At 43.9% G+C, this 24966-nt stretch carries 19 protein-coding genes; 14 read left to right on the top strand and 5 right to left on the bottom strand.

The window, feature by feature from the left end; translation table 11 throughout:
- Window positions 1–267 precede the first annotated feature (267 nt).
- The 6 genes from LI126_RS07655 (at window position 268) to LI126_RS07630 (ending at window position 7430) form a co-directional block, all read left to right on the top strand.
- On the top strand, window positions 268–1026 hold the full coding sequence (locus LI126_RS07655; RefSeq protein WP_020436831.1) for a class I SAM-dependent DNA methyltransferase: 759 nt from the start codon (window positions 268–270) through the stop codon (window positions 1024–1026).
- 47 nt (window positions 1027–1073) lie between these two features.
- The gene (gene hslO, locus LI126_RS07650) at window positions 1074–1949 is read left to right on the top strand and encodes an Hsp33 family molecular chaperone HslO (RefSeq protein WP_227165138.1); all 876 of its coding nucleotides are present in this window, start codon (window positions 1074–1076) and stop codon (window positions 1947–1949) included.
- Between the two features lie 55 nt (window positions 1950–2004).
- Window positions 2005–3921, top strand: a complete 1917-nt coding sequence (locus LI126_RS07645) for an NAD(+) synthase (protein WP_227165137.1) — start codon at window positions 2005–2007, stop codon at window positions 3919–3921.
- 165 nt (window positions 3922–4086) lie between these two features.
- Complete coding sequence (locus tag LI126_RS07640; protein WP_227165136.1) at window positions 4087–5103, top strand: molybdopterin-binding protein; 1017 nt, start codon at window positions 4087–4089, stop codon at window positions 5101–5103.
- A 22-nt stretch (window positions 5104–5125) separates the two neighbouring features.
- Entirely contained in the window at window positions 5126–6100 is a 975-nt protein-coding gene (locus LI126_RS07635; protein WP_227165135.1) for an XdhC family protein, read from the top strand.
- 55 nt (window positions 6101–6155) lie between these two features.
- Entirely contained in the window at window positions 6156–7430 is a 1275-nt protein-coding gene (locus tag LI126_RS07630) for an amidohydrolase family protein (RefSeq protein ID WP_227165134.1), read from the top strand.
- Window positions 7431–7541: 111 nt separating this feature from the next.
- On the opposite strand, the gene arcC is transcribed toward LI126_RS07630, so the two are convergent.
- From arcC to LI126_RS07605, 5 genes are all read right to left on the bottom strand, one after another.
- Entirely contained in the window at window positions 7542–8486 is a 945-nt protein-coding gene (arcC, locus tag LI126_RS07625) for a carbamate kinase (protein WP_020436837.1), read from the bottom strand.
- A gap of 118 nt (window positions 8487–8604) precedes the next feature.
- Window positions 8605–9801 carry a knotted carbamoyltransferase YgeW gene (gene ygeW / locus LI126_RS07620; protein ID WP_227165133.1) on the bottom strand — a complete coding sequence of 399 codons (1197 nt, stop codon included), beginning with the start codon at window positions 9799–9801 and terminating at the stop codon, window positions 8605–8607.
- Between the two features lie 146 nt (window positions 9802–9947).
- The gene (locus LI126_RS07615) at window positions 9948–11258 is read right to left on the bottom strand and encodes a YgeY family selenium metabolism-linked hydrolase (protein WP_015529483.1); all 1311 of its coding nucleotides are present in this window, start codon (window positions 11256–11258) and stop codon (window positions 9948–9950) included.
- 71 nt (window positions 11259–11329) lie between these two features.
- Complete coding sequence (gene dpaL / locus LI126_RS07610) at window positions 11330–12535, bottom strand: diaminopropionate ammonia-lyase (RefSeq protein ID WP_015529484.1); 1206 nt, start codon at window positions 12533–12535, stop codon at window positions 11330–11332.
- Between the two features lie 28 nt (window positions 12536–12563).
- On the bottom strand, window positions 12564–13202 hold the full coding sequence (locus tag LI126_RS07605; RefSeq protein WP_055147434.1) for a helix-turn-helix transcriptional regulator: 639 nt from the start codon (window positions 13200–13202) through the stop codon (window positions 12564–12566).
- Between the two features lie 249 nt (window positions 13203–13451).
- On the opposite strand from LI126_RS07605, the gene ssnA reads away from it, so the two are divergent.
- The 8 genes from ssnA to modB all read left to right on the top strand — a co-directional run bounded on the left by ssnA (window position 13452) and on the right by modB (window position 24966).
- A complete protein-coding gene (gene ssnA / locus LI126_RS07600) occupies window positions 13452–14786 on the top strand; it encodes a putative aminohydrolase SsnA (protein ID WP_020436841.1) in 1335 nt (444 codons plus the stop codon).
- Window positions 14787–14893: 107 nt separating this feature from the next.
- Window positions 14894–16336, top strand: a complete 1443-nt coding sequence (locus tag LI126_RS07595) for a uracil-xanthine permease family protein (protein ID WP_020436842.1) — start codon at window positions 14894–14896, stop codon at window positions 16334–16336.
- Between the two features lie 133 nt (window positions 16337–16469).
- Window positions 16470–19463: a putative selenate reductase subunit YgfK gene (gene ygfK, locus LI126_RS07590; RefSeq protein ID WP_227165132.1), complete on the top strand. Its 2994-nt coding sequence runs from the start codon at window positions 16470–16472 to the stop codon at window positions 19461–19463.
- A gap of 146 nt (window positions 19464–19609) precedes the next feature.
- Window positions 19610–20383, top strand: coding sequence for a selenium cofactor biosynthesis protein YqeC (gene yqeC, locus LI126_RS07585; RefSeq protein WP_227165131.1), 774 nt, complete (start codon window positions 19610–19612; stop codon window positions 20381–20383).
- Between the two features lie 105 nt (window positions 20384–20488).
- Window positions 20489–21862, top strand: coding sequence for a selenium-dependent molybdenum cofactor biosynthesis protein YqeB (yqeB, locus tag LI126_RS07580; RefSeq protein ID WP_227165130.1), 1374 nt, complete (start codon window positions 20489–20491; stop codon window positions 21860–21862).
- A gap of 73 nt (window positions 21863–21935) precedes the next feature.
- Entirely contained in the window at window positions 21936–22877 is a 942-nt protein-coding gene (locus LI126_RS07575; RefSeq protein ID WP_020436846.1) for an NTP transferase domain-containing protein, read from the top strand.
- Between the two features lie 235 nt (window positions 22878–23112).
- Window positions 23113–24003, top strand: coding sequence for a molybdate ABC transporter substrate-binding protein (gene modA, locus LI126_RS07570; protein WP_227156139.1), 891 nt, complete (start codon window positions 23113–23115; stop codon window positions 24001–24003).
- A gap of 258 nt (window positions 24004–24261) precedes the next feature.
- Entirely contained in the window at window positions 24262–24966 is a 705-nt protein-coding gene (modB, locus tag LI126_RS07565) for a molybdate ABC transporter permease subunit (protein WP_020436849.1), read from the top strand.

Raw genomic sequence — 24966 nt, 5'->3', positions numbered from 1 at the left:
AAAGTGCTAAAAGGAAGAATAAAACGCAAAAATGTTATGGAAATATGTTGTAAATGTAAAATTTTTATAAAAATGGTAGATTTTGGAACAAAAAAGAGAGGGGGATGAGAAAAAATTTCAAAATTCTTGATAAAAATAGGAGCTTTTAGAAAAATGATAAGAAATTGAGAAATACAATAGAATGTAGAAATGTTTGATGTCAAAAAAGAGAATTTGTGGTAAAATATAATGGATTATGTAGAAACAGAAAAGAACGGAGGTCAACAGTTGGAAGCTTATACAGGGTTTGCGGCGGTCTACGACATTTTCATGGATAATGTACCTTACGAAGAGTGGGGCGAATACATTCACAGTCTTTTAAAAGACCGTGGAATAGAAGACGGGATTCTTTTGGATCTGGGCTGTGGCACAGGAACAATGACAGAGAAGCTGGCGGATTATGGATATGATATGATCGGCGTGGATAATTCAGAAGATATGCTGGAACTTGCGATGGAGAAACGTATGGAGTCAGGGAAGGACATTCTTTATCTGCTTCAGGATATGCGTGAGTTCGAATTATATGGAACAGTAAGGGCGATTGTCAGTGTCTGTGATTCTGTCAACTATATTACAGAACCGGAGGAACTGGAAGAAGTATTCCGTCTGGTGAATAACTACCTGGATCCCAAGGGAGTCTTTTTGTTTGATTTTAATACTGTATATAAGTATAAAGAAGTCATGGGAGATACTGTGATCGCGGAAGACAGAGGGGAATGCAGTTTTATCTGGGATAATTTCTATTATGAAGAAGAACGGATCAATGAGTATGATCTGACTCTGTTCATTCAGGAAGACGCAAGTGAAGATTTGTATCGGAGATATCAGGAGACACATTACCAGAGAGGGTATACCTTAGAAGAGATGAAAGAGCTGGTAGAACGTTCGGGACTTGTTTTTGAGGCGGCATATGACGCAGTTACACACGAGGAACCGACAGAGAAGAGTGAGAGAATCTATATCGTTGCCAGAGAATCCGGGAAATGAATTGGATACAATTCTTGAATAGATAAGAAAGACGAGGAGAATAAGACATGAATGATTATATTGTAAGAGCAACAGCAGGAAATGCACAGATCCGTGCATTTGCGGCAGTGACAACAAACCTGGTTGAGGAGGCAAGAGAGCATCACGGAACAAGTCCGGTTGCGACAGCAGCGCTGGGAAGACTCCTTACAGGTGGAGTGATGATGGGAAGCATGATGAAGAATGATACAGACATGCTGACAATCCAGATTCAGTGTTCCGGTCAGATTGAAGGTCTGACTGTGACAGCGGACAGCAAGGGAAATGTAAAAGGATATGCATTTAATCCGGATGTGATGCTTCCGGCGAAGAACGGAAAGCTTGATGTCGGTGGAGCACTTGGACAGGGTGTCATGACGATCATCAAAGATATGGGACTCAAGGAGCCATATTCAGGCCAGACAATTCTGCAGACAGGAGAGATCGCAGAGGATCTTACTTATTATTTTGCAACATCTGAACAGGTACCATCTTCTGTCGGACTTGGAGTTCTGATGAACAAAGATAATACAGTGAAATGCGCCGGTGGATTTATCGTTCAGGTAATGCCTTTTATCGAGGATAAAGTACTTAATAAGCTGGAGGCAAACATTCAGAAGATCCAGTCTGTAACATCCATGCTGGATAACGGACATACACCGGAGCAGATGCTTGAGCAGGTTCTTGAAGGACTTGATCTGGAAATTACAGATACAATGCCGGCACAGTTCTATTGCAACTGCTCTAAGAAGAGAATCGAGAAAGCAATCATCAGTATCGGAAAGAAAGATATTCAGGAAATGATCGATGAAGGTAAAGAGATTGAAGTGAAGTGTCATTTCTGTAATACAGCATATAAGTATACAGTAGATGAATTGAAAGAATTGTTAAAACAGGCTCGATAAGTATTGCCGGGGCTTTTGTCCTGACATCAAATATAGAAGATGGGGTGAAGATGAGATGAAAAATGGATTTGTGAAGGTTGCGGCAGCGACACCGGATATCCGCGTTGCGGATGTGGAATTCAATACACAGAATATCATCAATGCTATGGAAGAAGCACAGAAAAATGGCGCGAAGATTCTTGTGTTTCCGGAGCTTTGTGTGACAGGATACACCTGTAGTGATCTGTTCGACCACAGCGTACTTCTGAAAGCTTCCAGAAAAGCATTGCTTGAGATTGCAGAAAATACAAACGACAAAGATATGCTTGTATTTGTTGGAGCACCGTTTGAAGTGAATGGAAAGCTTTACAATGTAGCTGCGGCAATGAACCAGGGTGAGATCATCGGATTTACGACAAAGACGTTCCTGCCAAACTATGGTGAATTTTATGAGATGCGTCAGTTTACTCCGGGACCACAGACAGTGAGAGAGATTACATTTGAAGGAAAGAAGATTCCATTCGGTCCGCAGATTCTCTTCCAGGCAGAAGGAATGGAAGAACTGGTAGTGGCAGCCGAGATCTGCGAGGATGTCTGGTCACCGGTTCCGCCGAGTATTCAGGCGGCACTTGAAGGTGCAACAGTGATCGTCAACTGTTCCGCAAGTGATGAGACGATCGGAAAAGACACTTACCGTCGTGCACTGATCTCCGGACAGTCTGCAAGATTGATCTCTGGATACATTTATGCAAATGCCGGAGAAGGGGAGTCAACTACGGATCTTGTTTTTGGCGGACACAATATCATTGCTGAAAATGGGACAATCCTGAAAGAAAGCAGTAGATATGTAAATGAAATCATTTACTCAGAGATCGATCTTCAGAGAATTACAGGCGAGAGAAGAAAGAATACAACATTCCAGCCATTGGATGAAGAGACTCTGGTACGTGTTCCGTTTACAATTGAAGAGACAAAGACATTCTTGACAAGAACATTTCCGAAGAAGCCGTTTGTTCCTTCTGATGAACAGACCCGCGCACAACGCTGTGAGGAGATCCTGACGATCCAGGCAATGGGACTGAAGAAACGTCTGGCTCATACGAATGCAAGAACTGCTGTTGTCGGTATTTCCGGAGGTCTGGATTCTACACTTGCACTGCTTGTAACGGCACGCGCATTTGACATGCTTGGAAGAGATAAGAAAGACATCATTGCTGTGACAATGCCTTGTTTTGGTACGACAGACAGAACTTATCAGAATGCCTGTGAGATGTCGAAGAAAGTCGGAGCAACTTTGATTGAGGTTCCGATCGCAGATGCCGTGAATGTTCATTTCCGTGACATCGGACATGATCCGGAAGATCACAGTGTAACTTATGAAAACTGCCAGGCGAGAGAGCGTACACAGGTACTGATGGATATCGCAAACAAGACTTGGGGAATGGTTATTGGAACAGGCGATCTGTCAGAGCTTGCGCTTGGATGGGCAACTTACAATGGAGATCATATGTCCATGTACGGAGTGAATGCTTCTGTACCGAAGACACTGGTTCGCCATCTTGTAAAATATGCTGCGGATGATACAAAAGACGAAGCTCTTAAGCATGTACTTTACGATGTGCTTGATACACCGGTAAGTCCTGAGCTTCTACCGCCGAAGGACGGAGATATCGCGCAGAAGACAGAAGATCTTGTAGGACCTTACGAACTGCATGATTTCTTCCTGTACTTTATGCTTCGTTTTGGATATGAGCCGAGCAAGATCTTCCGTATTGCATGTATGACATTTGATGGTGAATATGACAAAGAGACCATTTTTAAATGGCTGGAAACATTTTGTAGAAGATTTTTCTCTCAGCAGTTCAAGCGTTCCTGTCTGCCGGATGGACCGAAGGTTGGTACTGTGGCACTTTCTCCTAGAGGGGACTGGAGAATGCCAAGTGATGCCTGCGTGGCAGTATGGATGAAAGATCTTGAGGCTTGCAGAGTATAAGAAAACTATGAGAAACACGCTCCGCGAGTTTCTCAAGTTATCGCGGCAGTCGCCAAGGTCTCGTGCAAGCACGGACTTTGGCTCGTTGCTCGCGTAAATAAAAATTGCGGGATGCAGGAAACATGCATTCCGCACAAACTTGGGGAAAGAAAAGGAGAGGATAAGATGCAACTAATCAGAACAGAGGATGCGGTCGGCAGTGTGCTTTGCCACGACATTACCCAGATTATTCCGGGAGTTGTGAAGGATGCGGTCTTCCGCAAAGGACACGTTGTAACAGAAGAAGATGTACCGGTACTGCTTTCTGTAGGAAAAGAACACCTCTATGTATGGGAGAAGCAGGAAGGCATGCTTCATGAGAATGATGCGGCAGAAGTACTGCGTCAGGTATGCCAGGGAGAGCATATGAATGCATCTGAGGCGAAAGAAGGAAAGATCGAACTGACTGCACAGTGCGACGGCCTTCTGAAGATCAATCGCAAGAAATTGAATGAAGTAAATGCGCTCGGTCAGATCGTGCTTGCATCCAGACATGGCAATTTCCCGGTGAAAAAGGGAGATAAGATCGTAGGTATGCGTGTTGTTCCGCTAGTGATCGAGGAAGAGAAGATGAATCATGTGAAAGAGCTCTGTGGGGAAGAGCCGATTTTCACAATTCTCCCGTTCCATCAGATGAAAGTCGGAATTGTGACAACAGGAAGCGAAGTTTATCATGGAAGGATCACAGATAAATTTACTCCGGTCGTAAAAGCAAAATTAGAAGAGGCAGGCATGGAAGTACTTGGAAATGTACTCTGTGACGATGACTCTCAGATGGTAACAGACGCGATCAATGAATGGATCGCTAAGGGCGCGGAATTTGTAGTCTGTACAGGCGGGATGAGCGTTGATCCGGATGACAGAACACCGTTATCTATCAGAAATGCAACTGATGAGGTGATCACTTACGGTGCACCGGTACTTCCGGGTGCAATGTTCATGTTGGCTTATAAAGGAGAGATTCCGGTTGCAGGTCTTCCGGGATGCGTAATGTATGCAAGAAGAACAATCTTTGATCTGGTGCTTCCGAGAATTGCAGCAGGCGAGAGATTAAGTGTAGAAGATTTCACAGTGCTTGGAGAAGGCGGACTTTGCCTGAACTGTGAAGTATGTACTTATCCAAACTGTGGATTTGGAAAATAATAAGATGAAGGAGAATTGGGGAATGAATTCATTTTATGTAAATCTGCAGGCTGAGCTTGCAGATGCAAAAGAAGAGCTTTGGGCACAGACTCAGATTGATGGTGCTGAAGCAGGAAAGAAAATTCTGTTAAAAGGTGAACCGAAGGATACAGACAGTGTTTTTGTAGATGAAAAAGGTGAACGTATTTTTCAGGAGCGTATCAGCCGTCCGGCGAAGCTGGTGATCTGTGGGGCAGGGCATGTATCTATGCCAATCATTCGCATGGGAAAGATGCTTGGATTCCATGTTACGGTGGTAGAAGACCGTCCGAAGTTTGCTGATGATGCGAGAAGAGCAGAGGCTGACCAGGTCTATTGCGAACCATTTGAAGATGGTCTTGCAAAGATTAAAGGAGATACAGATACATGGTTTGTTATTGTTACAAGAGGTCACAGATATGACACAGATTGTCTCAGAACAATCCTTGGAAAGCCAAGAGCTTATGTTGGAATGATGGGAAGTAAGAGAAGAACTGCGATCGTAAAAGACCAGCTGGAGGCAGAAGGGTTTGAGAGAGATGTGCTTGAAGCAGTTCATACGCCGATTGGGTTGAAAATCGCTGCTGAGACGCCGGAAGAGATCGCGGTGTCTATTATGGCAGAAATCATTCAGATTAAAAACAGCCGTGCAAAGAGCGGCGGATATTCCAGTGAACTTCTTGAAGAAATTCTGAAAGAAGACGAGTGTGGAAAAGTGCTTGCGACAATTATTTCCAGAAAAGGTTCTGCACCACGTGGCGTAGGAACAAAGATGCTTGTATGCGGAGATGGAAGGATCATCGATACAATCGGTGGAGGGTGTGTGGAAAGTGAGATTATTCAGAAAGCACTCCTCATGATCCGTACGGAGCAGGAAGGATTCCAGGTATGCAAGGTAGACATGACAGCAGAGGCAGCCGAGGATGAAGGTATGGTCTGTGGCGGCGTTGTTGAAGTCATGCTCGAAAGGGTAAAATAAGCGCTTTGAAAAAAGTTAAAATGATAGTAGTAATTGAGAGTGGAGAATAAGAAAGATGGATGATATCAAAATTTTAAAAGGAAATATTATCTATACAAAGACGAAAGATGAATTTGAGATATGCGAACACGGTTATCTTGTGTGTAAAGATGGAAAAGTAGAAGGAATCTATCAGACACTTCCGTTCCGACTTGGAGGGGAACCAATTGAGGATCATGGAGATTGTCTGATCATTCCGGGAATGACAGATCTGCATATACATGCACCGCAGTATACATTCCGCGGTACAGGGATGGATCTAGAACTTCTGGAGTGGCTGGAGACGAATACATTTCCGGAGGAAGCAAAATACAAGGATGTATTGTATGCGAATGAGGCGTATGCGAAGTTTGCCAAGAACTTGAAACATAGTTCAACAACAAGAGCATGCGTCTTTGGGACAATTCATAGAAGATCGACACTTGTTCTGATGGATCATCTGGAAAGAAGCGGTCTGGTCACGATGGTCGGAAAAGTGAATATGGACAGAAATTCACCGGATGAACTTCGTGAAGGTACACAAGAGTCTGCGGAAGAAACAGTTGAATGGATGAAGGATGTGCAGCATAAAAAGTATAAGAATACGCTGCCGATCCTGACACCTCGTTTTATTCCGAGCTGTACGGATGAGCTTCTAGATATGCTGAAGATGGTTCAGATGCGTTATCAGATTCCGGTGCAGTCACATTTATCAGAGAATTTATCAGAGATCGAATGGGTAAAAGAACTTTGTCCGTATGCAGAGTTTTATGGAGATGCATATGATCATTTTGGTCTGTTTGGAGCAGATGCACCGACGGTTATGGCGCATTGCGTATACAGTACGGAAGAAGAGATCCAGAGAATGAAAGAGAACGGTGTGTATGTAGCACATTGTCCGGAATCAAATGAGAATCTTTCTTCCGGAATTGCACCGGTAAAACGTTATCTGGAAGAAGGACTTTCTGTAGGAGTTGGAAGTGATGTCGCAGGAGGATCGACAGAGAATCTTTTCCGGGCAATGGCACATGCAATTCAGATGTCAAAGATGCGCTGGAGACTTGTCGATCAGAAATATCCGGCATTGAAGTCAGAAGAAGCATTCTATATGGCAACTAAGGGTGGCGGATCCTTCTTCGGAAAAGTCGGAAGTTTTGAAGAAGGATATGAATTCGATGCTGTTGTATTAGATGACAGCAGACTTGAATCCTCCCGTCAGATGAGTGTGAAAGATCGTTTGGAAAGAATGATTTATCTTGCTGATGAGAGAGAAGTGAAAGCAAAATACGTCAGAGGAAATAAAATTATATAAAACACATGAAAAAACCTCAGGTCCGGGTGTTGCAGCACCGTTCTCTGAGGTTTTTTCATTTTCTATTTTAGGAGTTTTAAGTAATTGACTTATTCAATCGATTTTTCAATATTAAAGGTGGATTCTTGTTCCAGTTTCACCAAGAATTCCGTCTTTTGCTTTCTCAAGCAGTGTGATCAGTGACTGTCTTCCAGGTTTGGATTCAGCAAAGTCAAGAGCTGCCTGTACCTTAGGAAGCATAGAACCAGGAGCGAAATGTCCTTCTTCTACATACTGTTTCGCTTCTTCAACTGTCACATCGTCAAGCCATTTCTCATCCGGCTTTCCGTAGTTCAGTGCAACTTTCTCTACAGCAGTCAGAATGATAAGGAAGTCTGCGTCGAGCTCTTTGGCAAGGAGAGCACTGGCAAAGTCTTTATCAATGACTGCACTTGCACCTTTCAGGTGGTTGCCCTGGCGCATAACCGGGATTCCACCGCCGCCACAGGCAATTACAAGGTCACCGGAGTCAACCATTGTACGGATTGTACCGATCTCAACGATCTCCTGCGGTTTTGGAGAAGCTACAACACGACGGTATCCGCGTCCTGCATCTTCTTTCATGATATAATCATATTTTTCAGCCATAACATCAGCTTCTTCCTTAGAAAGGAATTTACCGATTGGCTTGGATGGTGTCTCGAAAGCCGGATCATCAGCATCTACACGAACCTGAGTGATCATTGTAGCAACCGGAATATCATGGATTCCTCTGTTGAACAATTCTTCTCTCAGGGCATTCTGCAGGTCATATCCGATGTAAGCCTGGCTCATTGCAACACATACAGAAAGTGGTGTGTTTGGCTGTTTCTCATCCTCATGTGTTAATGCGATCATAGCGTTGTTGATCATACCAACCTGAGGACCATTGCCGTGTGCTACGACTACTTCGCAGCCTTCCTGAATCAGGTCTACGATCGCGCGTGCTGTAATCTTAACAGCAGCCATCTGCTCAGGAAGAGTATTGCCAAGGGCATTTCCGCCGAGGGCAATGACAATACGTTTTTTCTTTTCCATTTTAGGATCCTCCGTATTTACTGTAAAGGTATTGTACAGGTCTGAAAGATTCAGGCCTGTACAATAAGTTACTAAATTAAGGTAACTGTGAAACTATTTTTGTCTGAGAAATTTAAACTTACTCAAAAATTCTGGACATTCCTCTTTCTTCGAGCTTCTTCAGGATTTCCTGTGGGTTCTCGAATTTAGCAAGGAAGATCATAGCTGCGATGATGTATGGTTTGAAGCTAGCTTCTTTGTAAAGTGGATCTCTGTAACGATCGAATACGGAAGCGTCAACTTCACCTTCTTCACAGCTTACGCCTGAGATGTCAGCTGGCAGACAGTGCATGTAAAGAGCTTTTCCGTCTTTTGTTGTAGCCATGAGCTCTTCTGTACAAGCCCAGTCTTTGTGCTCTGCGTTCTGAGCAAGAAGTTCTTTCTCAAGAGCTTTGATACCTTCTGTATCTCCGTTTCCGTAAAGCTCTGTACGTTTTTCCATAGCTGCAAATGGAGCCCAGCTCTTTGGATATACGATATCAGCATCTTTGAATGCCTCAGCCATGTTGTTTGTCTTCGTGAAGGATCCGCCTGATTTCTTAGCGTTCTCTTCAGCAACTTTCTCAACATCCTCGAATACTTCGTATCCTTCTGGATGAGCAAGAACAACGTCCATTCCGAAACGTGTCATCAGACCGATGACTCCCTGTGGAACAGAAAGTGGTTTTCCGTAAGATGGTGAGTAAGCCCATGTCATAGCAAGTTTTTTGCCTTTCAGGTTCTCAACTCCGCCGAACTCATGGATGATGTGAAGCATATCAGCCATACACTGTGTTGGGTGGTCAATGTCACACTGAAGGTTTACAAGTGTAGGTTTCTGCTCAAGAATTCCGTCCTTGTTTCCTTCTGTTACAGCGTCAACAACTTCGTGCATGTATTTGTTACCTTTTCCGATGTACATATCATCACGGATACCGATAACATCAGCCATGAAGGAGATCATGTTAGCTGTCTCACGAACTGTCTCACCATGAGCAACCTGAGATTTTCCTTCGTCAAGATCCTGAACCTCAAGACCAAGGAGGTTACAAGCAGAAGCGAAAGAGAAACGTGTACGTGTGGAATTGTCACGGAACAGAGAAATTCCAAGTCCGCTCTCGAATACCTTTGTGGAAATGTTGTTCTCTCTCATGTAACGAAGAGCATCAGCTACTGTAAATACAGCTTCGATCTCGTCGTCTGTTTTCTCCCATGTAAGGAAGAAGTCACCATTGTACATCTCTTTGAAGTTGAGTGCGTTCAGTTTGTCAATATATCCCTGTAATTTTGCGTCCATCTTTAAAATCCTCCTGATTAAAATGAATTATTTGTTTTTAGGTTTATTAGCCAAGGCGGTTCCGGCCGGAAATTATCCGGTCAGAACGCCATAGGTTCAATGAATTGGTTGCGTGATCACACGCAAGTGCGTTAGCAAATACTGAATTACTCAGCGTAAGACAGTGGAAGTGCAGCGTATACTGCAGCACATGTTACGAGATCCTGTTTCCATGTCATCTCGTTTGGTGCGTGAGCCTGAGCCTCAGCTCCAGGTCCGAATCCGATACATGGGATTCCGTTTCTACCCATGATAGAAACACCGTTTGTAGAGAATGTCCACTTATCTGTCAGAGGACGAGCCTGACGCATCTCAAGTGTGTCAGCAGCACCGATTCTCTGATCTCCGTAAAGTCCTGTGTAAGCTTTCTCAAGAGCCTTAGTTACTTTGTGATCCTTCGGAATAGCCCATGTTGGGAAGTAGCACTCGATCTCGTATACACATCCTGTGTAGGACGGACGATCATAGTTGTACATAGAAACAACAACGTCATCACCGTATTTCTTAACGCTTGGCAGGTTACGGATCTCATCTAAGCAGCTCTCCCATGTCTCTCCGAATGTCATACGACGGTCAAGAGATACAGCACAGGAATCTGCTACTGCACAACGGCTTGGTGATGTGTAGAAGATCTGAGATGTTGTAACTGTTCCACGTCCAAGGAAACGAGCCTCTTCGTAGTCAGGGTTGAATTTCGGGTTAAGCATTTTAACAAGACCTTTGATCTCTGTCTCGTCAGCGTCATCGTTCTCGTTAAGAGCACGAACATCCTGAAGAATGTCAGCCATCTTGTAGATCGCGTTGTCTCCACGCTCCGGAGCAGAACCGTGACAGGAAACTCCCTTAACATCGATACGGATTTCCATACGTCCTCTCTGTCCACGGTAGATACCACCGTCTGTAGGCTCTGTAGAAACTACGAACTCCGGACGAATCTTGTCTTCGTTGATGATGTACTGCCAGCAAAGTCCGTCACAGTCTTCTTCCTGAACTGTACCAACAACCATTACTTTGTATCCTTCTGGAATGAGTCCGAGATCTTTCATGATCTTTGCTCCGTATACACCAGATACGATACCGCCACACTGGTCAGATACTCCACGTCCACCGATCTCTGTCTCTGTCTCGTATCCATCGTATGGATCGAATTTCCAGTTATCGATGTTACCGATACCTACTGTATCGATATGTGCGTCAAATGCGATGATCTTGTCGCCAGTTCCCATGAATCCCATAACATTTCCCTGTGGGTCGATGACAACTTCGTCAAATCCAACTTTCTTCATCTCAGCAGCGATTGTCTCTACGTGAGCTTTCTCATCACAGCTTTCTCCCGGATTTTTTACGATAGCACGAAGGAAAGCAGTCATGTCTTTCTCATAGCCTTTTGCATACTCTTTGATTTTGTTAAGATCCATTGTTCTTCTCCTTTTGAAATAAAATCTTGTTTTGGTGTTACAGTTTCTTCTTATTGTATTGCGAGAAATGATTATCTCTCATTTCCGTCCCAGACAATTGATTTGTATCTATCCGGATCAGTGTCTCCCTCAGTAGAGAAGAGAAGTACTTTTGAGTTCTCATCCAATCCGAGGTGCTCTCTGAGCGGTTTGTACTCATCCATTGTCATGATGCACGCAAGTGTTCCAAACGGTGCGGCTCCGGATTCTCCGGAAGTAACAGGCTGATCACCTTTGAAAGGTGCAGCAAGCATACGCATACCTTTGGCAGCAACCCAGTCAGGTGTTGCGATAAATGTATCAACGTGGTTTTTCAGGATATCCCATGAAATTGTGTTCGGCTCTCCACAAGCAAGACCAGCCATGATTGTAACCATGTCTCCGTCTACGATGCGGATAGCTCCGTCCTTAGCACATGCTCCTTTGTAAAGGCATGCAGCAGGCGCAGCTTCAACAACAACAACTTTCGGTGGATTTTCCGGATAGCGGTTAGCGAAGAATCCCTGAACTGCTCCGGCAAGTGAACCAACACCAGCCTGAATAAATACATGTGTCGGACGCTCACATCCAGCTTCATGAAGCTGATCATCAGCCTCGTTAGCCATTGTTCCGTATCCCTGCATGATCCATGCCGGAATCTCTTCATATCCGTCCCAGGCTGTATCCTGAACCATTACGCCGTTCTCTGTCTTCTCTGCCATAGCGTTAGCCATACGAACACATTCGTCGTAGTTTTCCTCTTCGATTGTAGCTTTCGCTCCTTCTTTCAGGATGTTGTTCAGTCTTGTCTGAGTTGATCCCTTCGGCATAAGTACTACAGCTTTCTGTCCAAGCTTGTTCGCTGCCCATGCAACACCACGTCCGTGGTTACCATCTGTTGCAGTGAAGAAAGTAGCCTGTCCGAATTCTTTACGCAGTTCGTCAGATGTAAGAACGTTGTAAGGAAGTTCTGAAACATCCTTTCCTGTCTGCTTTGCAATGTAGCGAGCCATTGCGAAAGATCCGCCGAGTACTTTAAATGCGTTCAGTCCGAAACGATAAGACTCATCTTTTACATAGACCTCTTTCAGTCCAAGGTATGCAGCCATGTGATCCAGTTTTACAAGTGGTGTAACACTGTACTGCGGGAAGCTCTCATGGAATGCGCGAGCTTTCGCTACATTCTCAAGTGACATTACCTGAAGCTGAGAGTCATCTGTTTTTGGCATTTCGTTTACTGCCCATTTGATAGTTTCCATTATAGTGACCTCCTTAAATTAATACGTGTCATTTGCCCATGTAACTGTAAAGTGTGAATTTCGATATCCCCAAATACGAAGAAACTTTATCGCCGGACTTTGTAATAAGGAAAGCACCGGCATGATCCAGATACTGGACAACAGCAACTTTGTCATCTTTGTTCATCATTGCAACTGGCTTTCCGACCTTTGCAACGGCCTGCTCGATTAACAAATCCAGAAGTTCATTTACATTATGTGTGATCTGCCGTGGCGAATCACCTGTAAGATCCGGAAGATTGTCTTTCGTAGCGATCAAAGACTGAATTGCTGTACTCGCAGCTGTAAAAGCTGTGATGTCATAGTTTAATGAGAAGATGTATGAGATTGATCCGTCATCGTCTCTTATATAGAAGGTACTCGATTTCAGGATCCGTCCATCTTCTGTTTTAGTAAGATAGGAAAGCTTATCATGAATCGTTGACGGATCCGACTGAAGTGTCTCAAGAACAATTCCTGAAGGACCATCTCCGGTCTGTCGGTTCGATACATGTCCGTTCTCGATGTACACGATCGATTTCTCTAGATCTTTTGTCTTCAAATCATGAATTGCAATCTCACAGGAACTTCCAAATTGAATTGCAAGTCCGTGTGCAAGCTGCTTAAGAAAATCTAAGGTATGGCGCATATGTCCACCTGCCTTTCTACATGCTTTCTGTCTTCATAATCCCATAATATCATAAAAATCACGATAGTCAATACCTTTCCTAAAAATTTTTTAGGTAACAAAAAACTTTTTTAGATTTCTTGTTGCATTTAGACAATTTAGATGTTATTCTATGTGTATCAGAGACGTTGATGTACGAAATGCACATAACAGGCAGATGGCATTTTAACATCAAAGTGTAGAAATTCATAAAAAGGAGAGGTTACAATTATGTTGATCTTAGGTAATGGTAGAGTTGTGACAAGAAACCCTGAATGTCCTTATATGGAAGAGGGCGCAGTAGCAATTGATGGTAAAGTAATCTGTAAGGTTGGACCAACAGATGAGTTGAAGAAGGCTTATCCAGATGCAGAGTTTATTGATGCAAAAGGCGGAGTGATTATGCCGGCATTCATTAATACTCATGAACATATCTATAGTTCTTTTGCAAGAGGACTTGCTATTAATGGATACAATCCAACAGGATTGCTCAGCATTCTTGAAGGAATGTGGTGGACACTGGATAGAAACCTGACACTGAATGATACTTATTTAAGTGCTATGGCTACTTATATTGATTCTATCAAGAACGGTGTAACAACAGTATTTGACCATCATGCAAGCTTTGGAGCTATCAAAGGTTCCTTATTTGAAATTGAGAGAGCAGCGAAGGAAACAGGAATTCGTTCCTGTCTCTGTTATGAAGTTTCCGACAGAGATGGAAAAGACAAGGCCAGAGAGTCTGTAATGGAGAATGCAGAATTTATTCGTCATGCACTGAAGGATGACAGCGGAATGATCGCCGGAATGATGGGTATGCATGCACAGTTCACAATCTCAGATGAGACAATGGAACTTGCAGCAGCAAACAAACCGGATGAAGTTGGTTATCATATTCATGTTGCAGAAGGAATTGAAGATCTGCATCACTGCCTGAAACATTATGGAAAGAGAATTGTTGACCGTCTGATGGACTTCAATATTCTTGGGGAGAAGACACTGCTTGGACATTGTATCTACATCAACCCACATGAGATGGATCTGATCAAAGATACAAACACAATGGTTGTTCATAATCCGGAATCCAATATGGGAAATGCCTGCGGATGCCCTCCGACAATGGAACTTGTACACAGAGGAATCCTTACAGGACTTGGAACAGATGGATATACACATGATATGATGGAATCCTTCAAAGTGGCAAATATTCTTCATAAACATCACCTTTGCGATCCAAATGCAGCATGGGGAGAAGTTCCGAAAATGCTGTTTGAGAACAATGCAAAGATTGCAGGACGTTATTTCGACCAGAAGCTCGGAGTTCTTGAAGAAGGCGCAGCAGCAGATGTGATCATTGTTAATTACAATCCGCTGACACCAATGAATGAGAATAACATCAATGGTCACCTTGTATTCGGAGTAACTGGACACGATGTTGTGACAACTGTTGCAAACGGTAAAGTATTGATGAAAGACAGAAGACTGACAGAGATTGACGAAGCGAAAGTTATGGCAGACTGCAGACAGGCAGCAGCCGAACTTGGAAAACGTATCAATAGTCGTTAGGCTTAGATTGACGGATACTGTTCATTAATGTTAACATATATAACAGATGTGGACAGTATCTTTGATCGCACATTTCGTCAAAACTAACCGGAAAGGACAATAAAATAATGAAAGAAAAGAAATCAGAAGCACCTCGCAGAGGAAACGAAGAACTGTTTAAGTGGGATGGTAACCCGACATTTGGTCAGATACTTCCGCTTGCTGCCCAGCATGTACTTGCAGCAGTTGTAGGATGTGTTACACCGGCAATTCTGGTTGCAAATGCAGCGAATAATGCAGGCGGAAATGTAAACATGGGTCTCTTAATCCAGATGTCACTTGTATTTGCAGCATTATCAACATTCCTTCAGCTGTATGGAAATAAGATCCATCTTGGATCCGGACTTCCGGTCATCATCGGTGTAAGTTTTGCTTATGTTCCGACAATGACAGCAATTGCAGCACAGGCTCAGGACGTTAACACGATTTTTGGCGCGATGATCGTAGGTGGTATTGTAGCAATTATCGTTGGACTTACTATTAAGCAGATCAGAAAGGTGTTCCCACCACTGGTAATCGGAACTGTTATCTTTGCGATTGGTCTGTCTCTTTATAAGACAGCCATTAACTACATGGCAGGAAACTCCGCGAACACATATGAAGTGATCGTAGAGCAGAGAGGTCAGACAGCAGCACTTGTTTATGGTTCCTGGCAGAACTGGCTTGTATCCCTTGTAACACTGGCAATCGTAATCGGTCTGAACCATTACGGAAAAGGACTTTTCAAACTTGCATCTATCCTGATCGGTCTGGTCTGTGGATATGTACTTGCATTGTGCTTTGGAATGGTTGATTTTTCAGCACTTTCAAACGCAGGTTGGTTCCAGCTTCCACAACCGTTCGCTTTCGGTGTAAAATTCGATATCTCAGCGATTATCCCGCTGGCGATTTTGTTCCTTGTCAATTCCATTCAGGCAATGGGAGATTTCTCCGCTACAACAAGTGGTGGTATGGATCGTCTTCCTACTGACCAGGAGCTCAACGGTGGTATCATCGGTTATGGTATCAGTAATATCGTAAGTGCATGTTTCGGATGTCCTCCGACAGCAACTTACAGTCAGAACGTAGGTATTGTTGGTTCTACAAAAGTTGTAGCAAGAAAGGTATTTTCACTTTCAGCATTTATCCTTCTGATTGCAGGACTGATTCCGAAATTCTCAGCACTTCTGAGAACAATTCCTCAGTGTGTACTTGGTGGAGCAGTAGCATCTGTATTCGCAGGTATCGCAATGACAGGTATCAAGCTTCTTGTAAGTGAAGGTATGTCTACAAGAAATACAACAGTTGCAGGATTATCTATTGCAATCGGTATGGGTGTATCCTTAAGTAACGGATGCTTAAATCAGATGACATCAACAATTTACGATGGATTAGGAATGACAATGGGACTTGAGAACTTCCAGTCCATCATCAATAACACATTTGCATCATCACCGGTTGTACTGGCGACAATTTTTGCAGTTATTTTGAATCTGGTTCTTCCGAAAGATCCAAAGCCGGAGGCAAAATAAAAGGAACCAGATCTTTGAGAAAAGACAGGTTCTTGGGGAATGATCTGTCAGAGATTTCAAAGATTTAATCATTACGGAAGAACCTGCCGATGGCAGGTTTTCCGTGATAAAAGAAAAAAGAGAGGTAAAAAGTATGAGTGAAATTATGAGACCTATGTCATTTGAACAGCTTTTAAACTGGACATTGACAGAGTACAAAGAGAATGGAACAGTATTTGGAGAGCGTCATCCATATCATGCGGACAGCAAGTTCAACCGCACAATCTTCGGACGCGATCTTGAGACACCAATCGGACCGGCAGCAGGTCCAAACACTCAGCTGACACAGAATATTATCGCAGCTTACTACACAGGAAGCCGTTTCTTCGAGCTGAAGACAGTTCAGGTAATGGACGGAGACGAGCTTGCAGCATGCATCAACAGACCATGTATCAAGGCTGATGACGAGTGCTACAACTGTGAGTGGTCTACAGAGCTGTTTGTTCCACAGGCAATGGAGGAGTACATCAAAGCATGGTTCCTTCTGAAAGTGATCTCAAAAGAATTCGGACTTGGAAGCATGGACGGATTCCAGTTCAACATCAGTGTTGGATATGATCTTGCCGGAATCAAATCAGAGAAGGTTGACACATTCCTGAACACAATGCAGCATGCACAGGATTCAGAGATTTTCAAGCACTGCAAGGCTTATCTTCTTGAGCATGTTGACCTGTTCGAGAAAGTGACAGCAGAAGATATCGAAAGCATTTCCGGTGATATCTGTAATTCTGTTACAATCTCTACACTTCACGGATGCCCTCCGGAAGAAATTGAGAAGATCGCAATGTATCTGATCACAGAAAAGGGATTCCATACATTTATCAAATGTAACCCGACACTTCTTGGATACGAGTATGCAAGAAAGACAATGGATGACATGGGATACGATTATATCGCATTCGGTGACTTCCACTTCAAAGACGACCTGCAGTACGAGGATGCTGTTCCGATGCTGAACAGACTGATCGCTGTCTGTCAGGAAAGAAACCTGGAGTTTGGTGTGAAGATCACAAACACATTCCCGGTTGATGTAAAACAGAATGAACTTCCAAGTGAAGAGATGTATATGTCAGGAAAATCTCTGTACCCACTTTCCATCTCCGTAGCAAATATGTTGGCAAGAGATTTCGGTGGAAAACTGAGAATCTCCTATTCAGGTGGTGCTGATTTCCATAACATCGAAGGAATCATCGATGCAGGAATCTGGCCGGTAACAATGGCTACAACAATCCTGAAACCAGGCGGATATGACAGACTTTGCCAGATTGCAGGACTTCTTGAAAAAGAAGGTGTTGTATTCACAGGTATCGACGCTGCCAAGACAGAGAAACTGGTTGAGGAAGCAAAGACAAGCCCATATCATGTAAAGGCTGTAAAACCACTTCCGTCCAGAAAGATCAACAAACAGGTTCCGCTGATCGACTGCTTCATCGCTCCTTGTAAAGAAGGATGCCCGATCCACCAGGATATCACAACATATCTGCAGCTTGTAGAAGCTGGTAAATATGAAGAAGCTATGGATGTTATCACAGAGAAGAATCCACTTCCATTCATTACAGGAACAATCTGTGCACATGCTTGTATGGGCAAATGTACACGTAACTTCTATGAATCACCGGTACATATCCGTGAGATGAAGCTTGAGGCAGCTCAGAACGGATACGAAGCACTGATGAACAAGCTGACAGCATCTGCAATCACAAAAGAAGGTAAGGCAGCAGTGATCGGTGGAGGACCGGCTGGTATGGCAGCTGCTTACTTCCTGCGCAGAGCCGGAATGGCAGTTACAGTATTTGAGAAGAACGACGCTCTCGGCGGAGTTGTTCGCCACGTGATCCCAGAGTTCAGAATTCCGGGAACATCTATCGACAAGGATGCGGCACTTCTTGAGAAGATGGGCGTTGAAGTTCGTCTGAACACAGAAGTAAAAGATACAGCAGCACTGAAAGCAGAAGGATTTACAACAGTGATCCTTGCAGTAGGAGCTTCTGAGCCTGGAGTATTAAGACTTGAGCAGGGCGAAGCTAAGAATGCACTCGAGTTCCTGGCTGACTTCAAGGCAAATGACGGAAAACTTGATATCGGTAAGAACGTTGTAGTTATCGGTGGTGGTAACACAGCAATGGATACAGCAAGAGCAGCAAAACGTACAACAGGCGTTGAACATGTATATCTTGTATACAGAAGAACAAAACGCTATATGCCGGCAGACGAAGAAGAGCTGGTAATGGCAGTAGAGGACGGCGTAGAATTCATGGAACTCCTTTCTCCTGTTAAACTTGAGAATGGAAAACTGATCTGCGAAGTTATGGTTCTTGGCGATATGGATGCTTCTGGAAGAAGAGGCGTTGTTAAGACAGGAGAACTCAAAGAGATCCCGGCTGATACAGTGATCGCAGCTGTTGGTGAAAAAGTTCCGACTGCTCTTTACGAGGCAAATGGAATCAACGTAAATGACAGAGGACGTGCTCTTGTAAATGAAGAGACATTAGAGACAAACGTAGAGAACGTTTACGTTGTTGGTGACGGACTTGGCGGACCGGCTACAGTAGTAGAAGGTATCCGTGATGGTCTCAAAGCTGCTCAGGCAGTGATCGGAGAGACTCTTGTAAGAGATTTCGATGCAGAGACAGATGAAGCTGTTGTATACGAGAGAAAGGGTAACCTCGAAGACGTACGCGAAGACAGCACAGAGGCTAAGAGATGTCTTAACTGTGCAGGAATCTGTGAGAATTGTAAGGAAGTTTGCCCGAACAGAGCAAATGTAGCAATCAAGGTTCCGGGACTGGAAAAACATCAGATCATCCATGTGGATTACATGTGTAATGAATGTGGTAACTGTAAGAGCTTCTGTCCGTACGACAGTGCTCCGTACCTGGATAAATTCACATTATTCATGGACGAGAACGATATGGCAGACAGCAAGAACCAGGGATTCACAGTACTGGATAAAGATGCAGTACACTGCAAGGTTCGTTTCTGTGGAGAGATCCTCGACTGGACACATGGAGAAGAGACAAAGATTCCTGAAGCACTTCAGAAAGTAATGGAGACTGTTTGCAAGGACTACACATATCTGTTAAGATAATAGCAGAAGGTTTATGTGAGATAGCTCCGGTGGAAATTGAGTGAGACCAGAGTGATAATATGTGAGATAGATAGCTCACAGGCATCTGCCTGTGGGCTATCTTCTTTTCAAAAGACGCAGAAATATAGAAAGAAGGGATCTGTAAAATGATAAGCTATTTCAGAGATGACAGACTTTGTGAAGCAGACTCTTTCTTATCGGTAGTAAAGCCTGACTATACAGAATGTCCGATGATAGCTGCTGTCGGTGCGGGAGGAAAGACCTCTACATTGAGAAGGCTTGCAGAAGAGTATGCGCTGATGGGGAAAAAGGCAATTGTTCTTACAACAACTCATATGAGAGAAGAGACGACTCCATGGAGTTGTGTGGCTGAAGAGGAAGAGTGGATTAGTAAAGGGAACGAGCTGCTTGAACGAGTGAAGGAATGCCTTGAACAATATGGACAGGCCTGGATTGGGGCAAGAGCGAAAAAAGGGAAAATGAGCTGCGTTCCGGAGTTGATTCTGGCAGAGATAGAAAGCTGGAATGTGCCATTACTTGTTGAAGCGGACGGAGCAAGGATGCTGCCATTAAAAGTACCGGGAGAACAAGAACCTGTGCTCCTGCCACAGACAACACATGTATTTTCCGTTTATGGAATGGACGCTTTGGATCAAAAGCTGGAAGAAATCTGCTTTCGAAGTGAAAAGGCGGCAGAGCTTCTTGGAAAACAGCCGGAAGATCAGGTGACAGAAGAGGACATAATAAAGCTTGCCTGTCATGAACAGGGCGGGCGAAAAGGCTGTCCAAAGCAGGCAGAGTATATTGTTGTGCTGAATAAGGCAGACACAAAGGAGCGGCGAGACAGAGCGTGTAAGATTGCAAAGTGCTTGTGTGAGAATGGAATCAAGAATATATTTGTGACATCTTATATGCTGTAATAAATATTGTAGAAAAAGTGCAGAGATTATTCTTGAACGTAAATAAATTAGAAAATAATGGAGAATCATAGAAGATTCTCAGGAAAATAGATGGGAAGTATTGAGATGAAGATATTGATTAAAGGTGCGGGAGACCTGGCAACAGGAATCGCATCCAGATTATATGGCGCAGGGCATCAGATCATGATGACAGATATTGCTGTGCCATTGACGGTCCGCAGACTGGTTGCATTTTCCAGAGCGGTTTATGAAGGTGAGGCAGTTGTAGAAGATATGACGGCGCGCCTGGCAAAGAATCAGGAAGAAGCAGAGGAGATTATGGAACAGGGAGATATCCCTGTGATCGTTGATCCAAAGGCAGAATGTATACAGTGGTTTCAGCCGGATGTGATTGTGGATGCCATCCTTGCAAAGAGAAATCTTGGAACAAAGATCACAGATGCACCGTTTGTAATCGGAGTCGGACCTGGATTTACTGCCGGGGAAGACTGCAACTGTGTTGTAGAGACAAAGAGAGGACATACACTGGGGAATGTAATCTGGGACGGAAGTGCGATCCCGAATACCGGAGTTCCGGGAAATGTTGGGGGATATTCTATTGAGCGTCTGATCAAAGCATCCGCAGATGGGGTGATCGAACCGAAGGCTGTGATCGGCGATCTGGTACGAAAAGGACAGATCGTTGCAATTACAGGCGGAGAGCCGGTTTATGCGCTGATGGACGGTATCGTTCGCGGAATGCTTCAGCCAGGTGTTCAGGTGACGAAGGGACTGAAGATCGGAGATATTGATGCTCGTGCAAAGCAGGAGCATTGCCGGACAATCTCAGACAAAGCAAGGGCGATCGGCGGAGGTGTGCTTGATGCAGTCTGCAGTTATGAAAAGAGTAGAGGAAAATACGCATTGATCTTGCTGGCGGCAGGTCAGAGTGTTCGGTTCGGTTCAGATAAACTGAAAGCAGTTGTAGAAGGTGAAGCAATGTATGAAAGTGCGATCAGCCGGTTTGAAGCATTTCAGGGATTCAAGTCTTATGTAGTGACAGGAAAAGAAGAGATTACACTTTCAGCAGAGTCAGCAGGCTGCACGGTGGTATGCAACAAAGAACCGGAGAAGGGAGTCTCTCTTTCTGTAAAGCTCGGTTTGACAAAGGCAATCGAGGATGCGGATGAAAATGGAACACCGCTTCGAGGAGTCCTGTTTAGTGTCTGCGATCAGCCAAGATTAAAAAAATCCACGATTCAGAGAATCATAAATACAGCATTTCATAATCCGGGAAAGATCGTTTGTGCAGGAGAAGGAACAAGAAATGGCAATCCGGTCTTGTGGGATAAGAGATTCTTTGATAAACTTTTGGAGTTAGATGGAGATATCGGTGGAAAGAAGATATTGAAAGAAAACGTAGATTCGCTGAAAATTGTGCCGGTACAGGCGGGAGAACTTCAGGATATTGATCGCAAAGAAGATCTCGGAACGGCATAATGATAGAATTGCTGGTTGCATATAGTGTGAACAGTAATAAAAATAGCAGCGGTGAGCTGAAAGGAGAATGCAAATGCGGGTAGGAGCAGTGATTGCGGCAGCAGGAAAATCTGGTGGATATAAGAGTTATGATAAGATGAAGTCGGTGGATGGAATCCAGGTTCTGCGTCAGATGATTTTAAATTTCAAGAGAGCAGGCGTGGATGAGATCGTGCTGATCACAGGATACCAGGCGGAGCAGGTGGAGAAGAAACTGGCGAAGCTTGGTGCAGTATTCCTTCGCAGTGAAGATTATGAGAAGGAAGAGATGATCACGTCAGCAGTTCGAGGGATGAACTACCTGAAACCGCGCTGTGAGAAATTCTTCTTCTGTCCGGCAGGAGTTTCTCTTTTCACAGAAGATACCGTACGTGTGTTGATGCAAAAAGCGAAAGAAAATGAAAACGATCAGGAGAAAGTCTATGTACCTGTCTGGGAAGAACGAAAAGGACATCCGATCCTGATGGATCGCAGTATGATCGATCAGTTTGCTTCTTATGAAGGTGAAGGTGGACTTAAAGGCGCCATGGATGCGCTGAATGTAGAACGCATTTTCGTTCCGGTGGAAGACAACGGTGTAGCGATTTACTCCGGACAGGGAGAATCTTTCCGTGAGATTTTCAAAGAGAAGGAAAAGGAGAGAAGAATCCGTCCGAGAGTGAAGCTTCAGTTGGAGAAGAATGAGAACTTCTTCGGTCCGGGAATTGTATTCCTTCTGCGTCAGATCGATACACTTGGTTCGGTAAGAGACGCCTGTGCAAAGACAGGAATGTCTTACAGCAAGGGCTGGAGCCTGATCAGAAGTGCAGAGAAAGAACTCGGATATACCGTCGTAGAGCGTAGTCCGGGAGGCAAGCATGGCGGTGTGGCCAGTGTAAGCGAAGCAGGGAAAGACATACTCAGAAAATATGAACTGTTGGAAAAAGATGTGGCGAAATATGCAGAGAAGAGATATAAGGATATATTTGAATCTTGATCTGTCTTTTACACGCAATATGTGAAAAGAAGAAAGCTAATATTAGCGAAAAAAGCGGTCACATGACATTATTAAAATACAGTTAATGAAAAAAGTTGCGTAAATCGCAACTTTTTCAAGAAAAGCGATTGTTAAAATAAAACAAATCGGTTATAATAAGACCATCATTTATAAAGAAAAGACAGGAATAATTACAACATTTTTATGAACAAGGCGCCTGTCAGGAGGAGATAGGATGAAAAAGAGAATTTTAGCAGCAATGATGGCAGCCGTAATGGTGTTTTCTATGGCTGGATGTGGATCCAAAGCCGACGAAAAGACAGACGACACAGCAAAAACAGAAGCAACTGACAACAAAGTCAGTGATGAAGAAGAAACAGAGATCCAGGTATTTATTGCAGCCAGCTTGAAGAATGTAATGGACGAACTCGCAGCACAGTACAACGAAGAACATCCGAATGTAAAGATCACATACAATGCAGACAGTTCAGGTACACTTCTGACACAGATTGAAGAAGGATATGAGTGTGATATCTTCTTCTCAGCAGCACAGAAGCAGATGGACCAGCTTGAGTCCGATGGTCTTGTGGTAGACGGAACAAGAGCGAATGTTGTAAACAACCAGGTAGTAGTTGTGACAAGAAAAGACAGCGGAACAAAGGTAACAGGACTTGATAACTTAAGCGAAGCAGAAAGCTTTGCACTTGCCGGTGGAAGCGTACCGGTAGGTAAGTATACAAGAACCGCACTTATGAATATGGGTGTTCTTCCGAAGGTGGATGATTCTTCAGCAATCACAACAGAAGAAGTATCAGAAGCACTTGGCGGACTTGAGATCAGCGAGCAGGACAACGTAAGCAAGGTTCTTTCCGCAGTAGTGGAAGGATCTTGTGAAGTTGGAACAACTTACTACTCTGATACATATGGATTCGAGGACGAACTCGATATTCTTCAGACAGTAGGGTATGATCTGACAGGAAATGTGATCTATCCGATCGCACGTGTAGTAAATGATGAGGCTGATGATGCACAGAACGCAGCAGCAGATGATTTCATCAAGTTTGTTCTGTCAGACAATGCAAAGAAAGTATTTGAGTCTTATTACTTCGATACAAATGTAGAATAAAGATAGTGTGATGGTAACGGATGTGTTACTATAGAAGCAGAGGGTTACTGTTCACTCCCGTGTCAATCACTTTGCTGATTGACACGGAGGATGCGTGTTTTGACTTGAATGCATCTCGCCCCATCGCCAAAGGCGATTTAAAATGGCGAGATGCGTTGCTGGTCGCACATCGTGTGAACAGTAACAGCAGAGGCTGCCAGAAATGAAAAGTTTCGAACAGCCTTTTTCTTATAGTTGTAAAGGAGAGTGAATGATAGAATGGATGAAATGATGGAAATCCTGAAGAATCTGGATTGGAGCCCATTATTTATTTCAATAAAAACAGGAATCGTAGCTACGATATTTTCCTTTTTTCTGGGAATCTATGCGGCACGCAAGGTTGTGAAGACAACTCCGGGGAAAAAGGCTATTATAGATGGAATACTGACCTTGCCAATGGTACTTCCGCCGACAGTGGCCGGCTTCTTTCTGTTACTGATCTTCAGCAGGAGAAGACCGTTTGGAATCTTTTTATTTGAAAATTTTGGAATCAAAGTAGTACAGACATGGCTTGGATGTATCATTGCTGCCACAGTAATTTCATTTCCACTGATGTACAGAAATGCCCGTGCAGCGATGGAACAGATCGATGTGAATCTGATCTATGCAGGAAGGACACTCGGCATGTCAGATACAGAAATCTTCTGGAAAGTAGTGATCCCGACCGCAGGACCTGGAATCGCATCCGGAACGATTCTTACATTTGCCAGAGCACTCGGAGAATATGGAGCGACATCTATGCTTGCCGGAAATATTCCGGGAAAGACAGGAACAATCTCGCAGAAGATTGCAATGGTCATTCAGGACGGAGACTATATGACAGCGGGCGTGTGGGTTGCGATTGTCATGGTGATTGCATTCCTGGTGATCTTCCTGATGAATCTGATCTCGGGCAAGAAAATGAAGAATGTCAAGAGGTGGTAA

The organism is Mediterraneibacter sp. 210702-DFI.5.30 (assembly GCF_020560115.1).
Taxonomy (GTDB): domain Bacteria; phylum Bacillota; class Clostridia; order Lachnospirales; family Lachnospiraceae; genus Mediterraneibacter; species Mediterraneibacter faecis.
The sequence above is the reverse complement of the archived record's forward strand: the minus strand, read 5'-3'. Positions and strand labels throughout refer to the sequence as shown.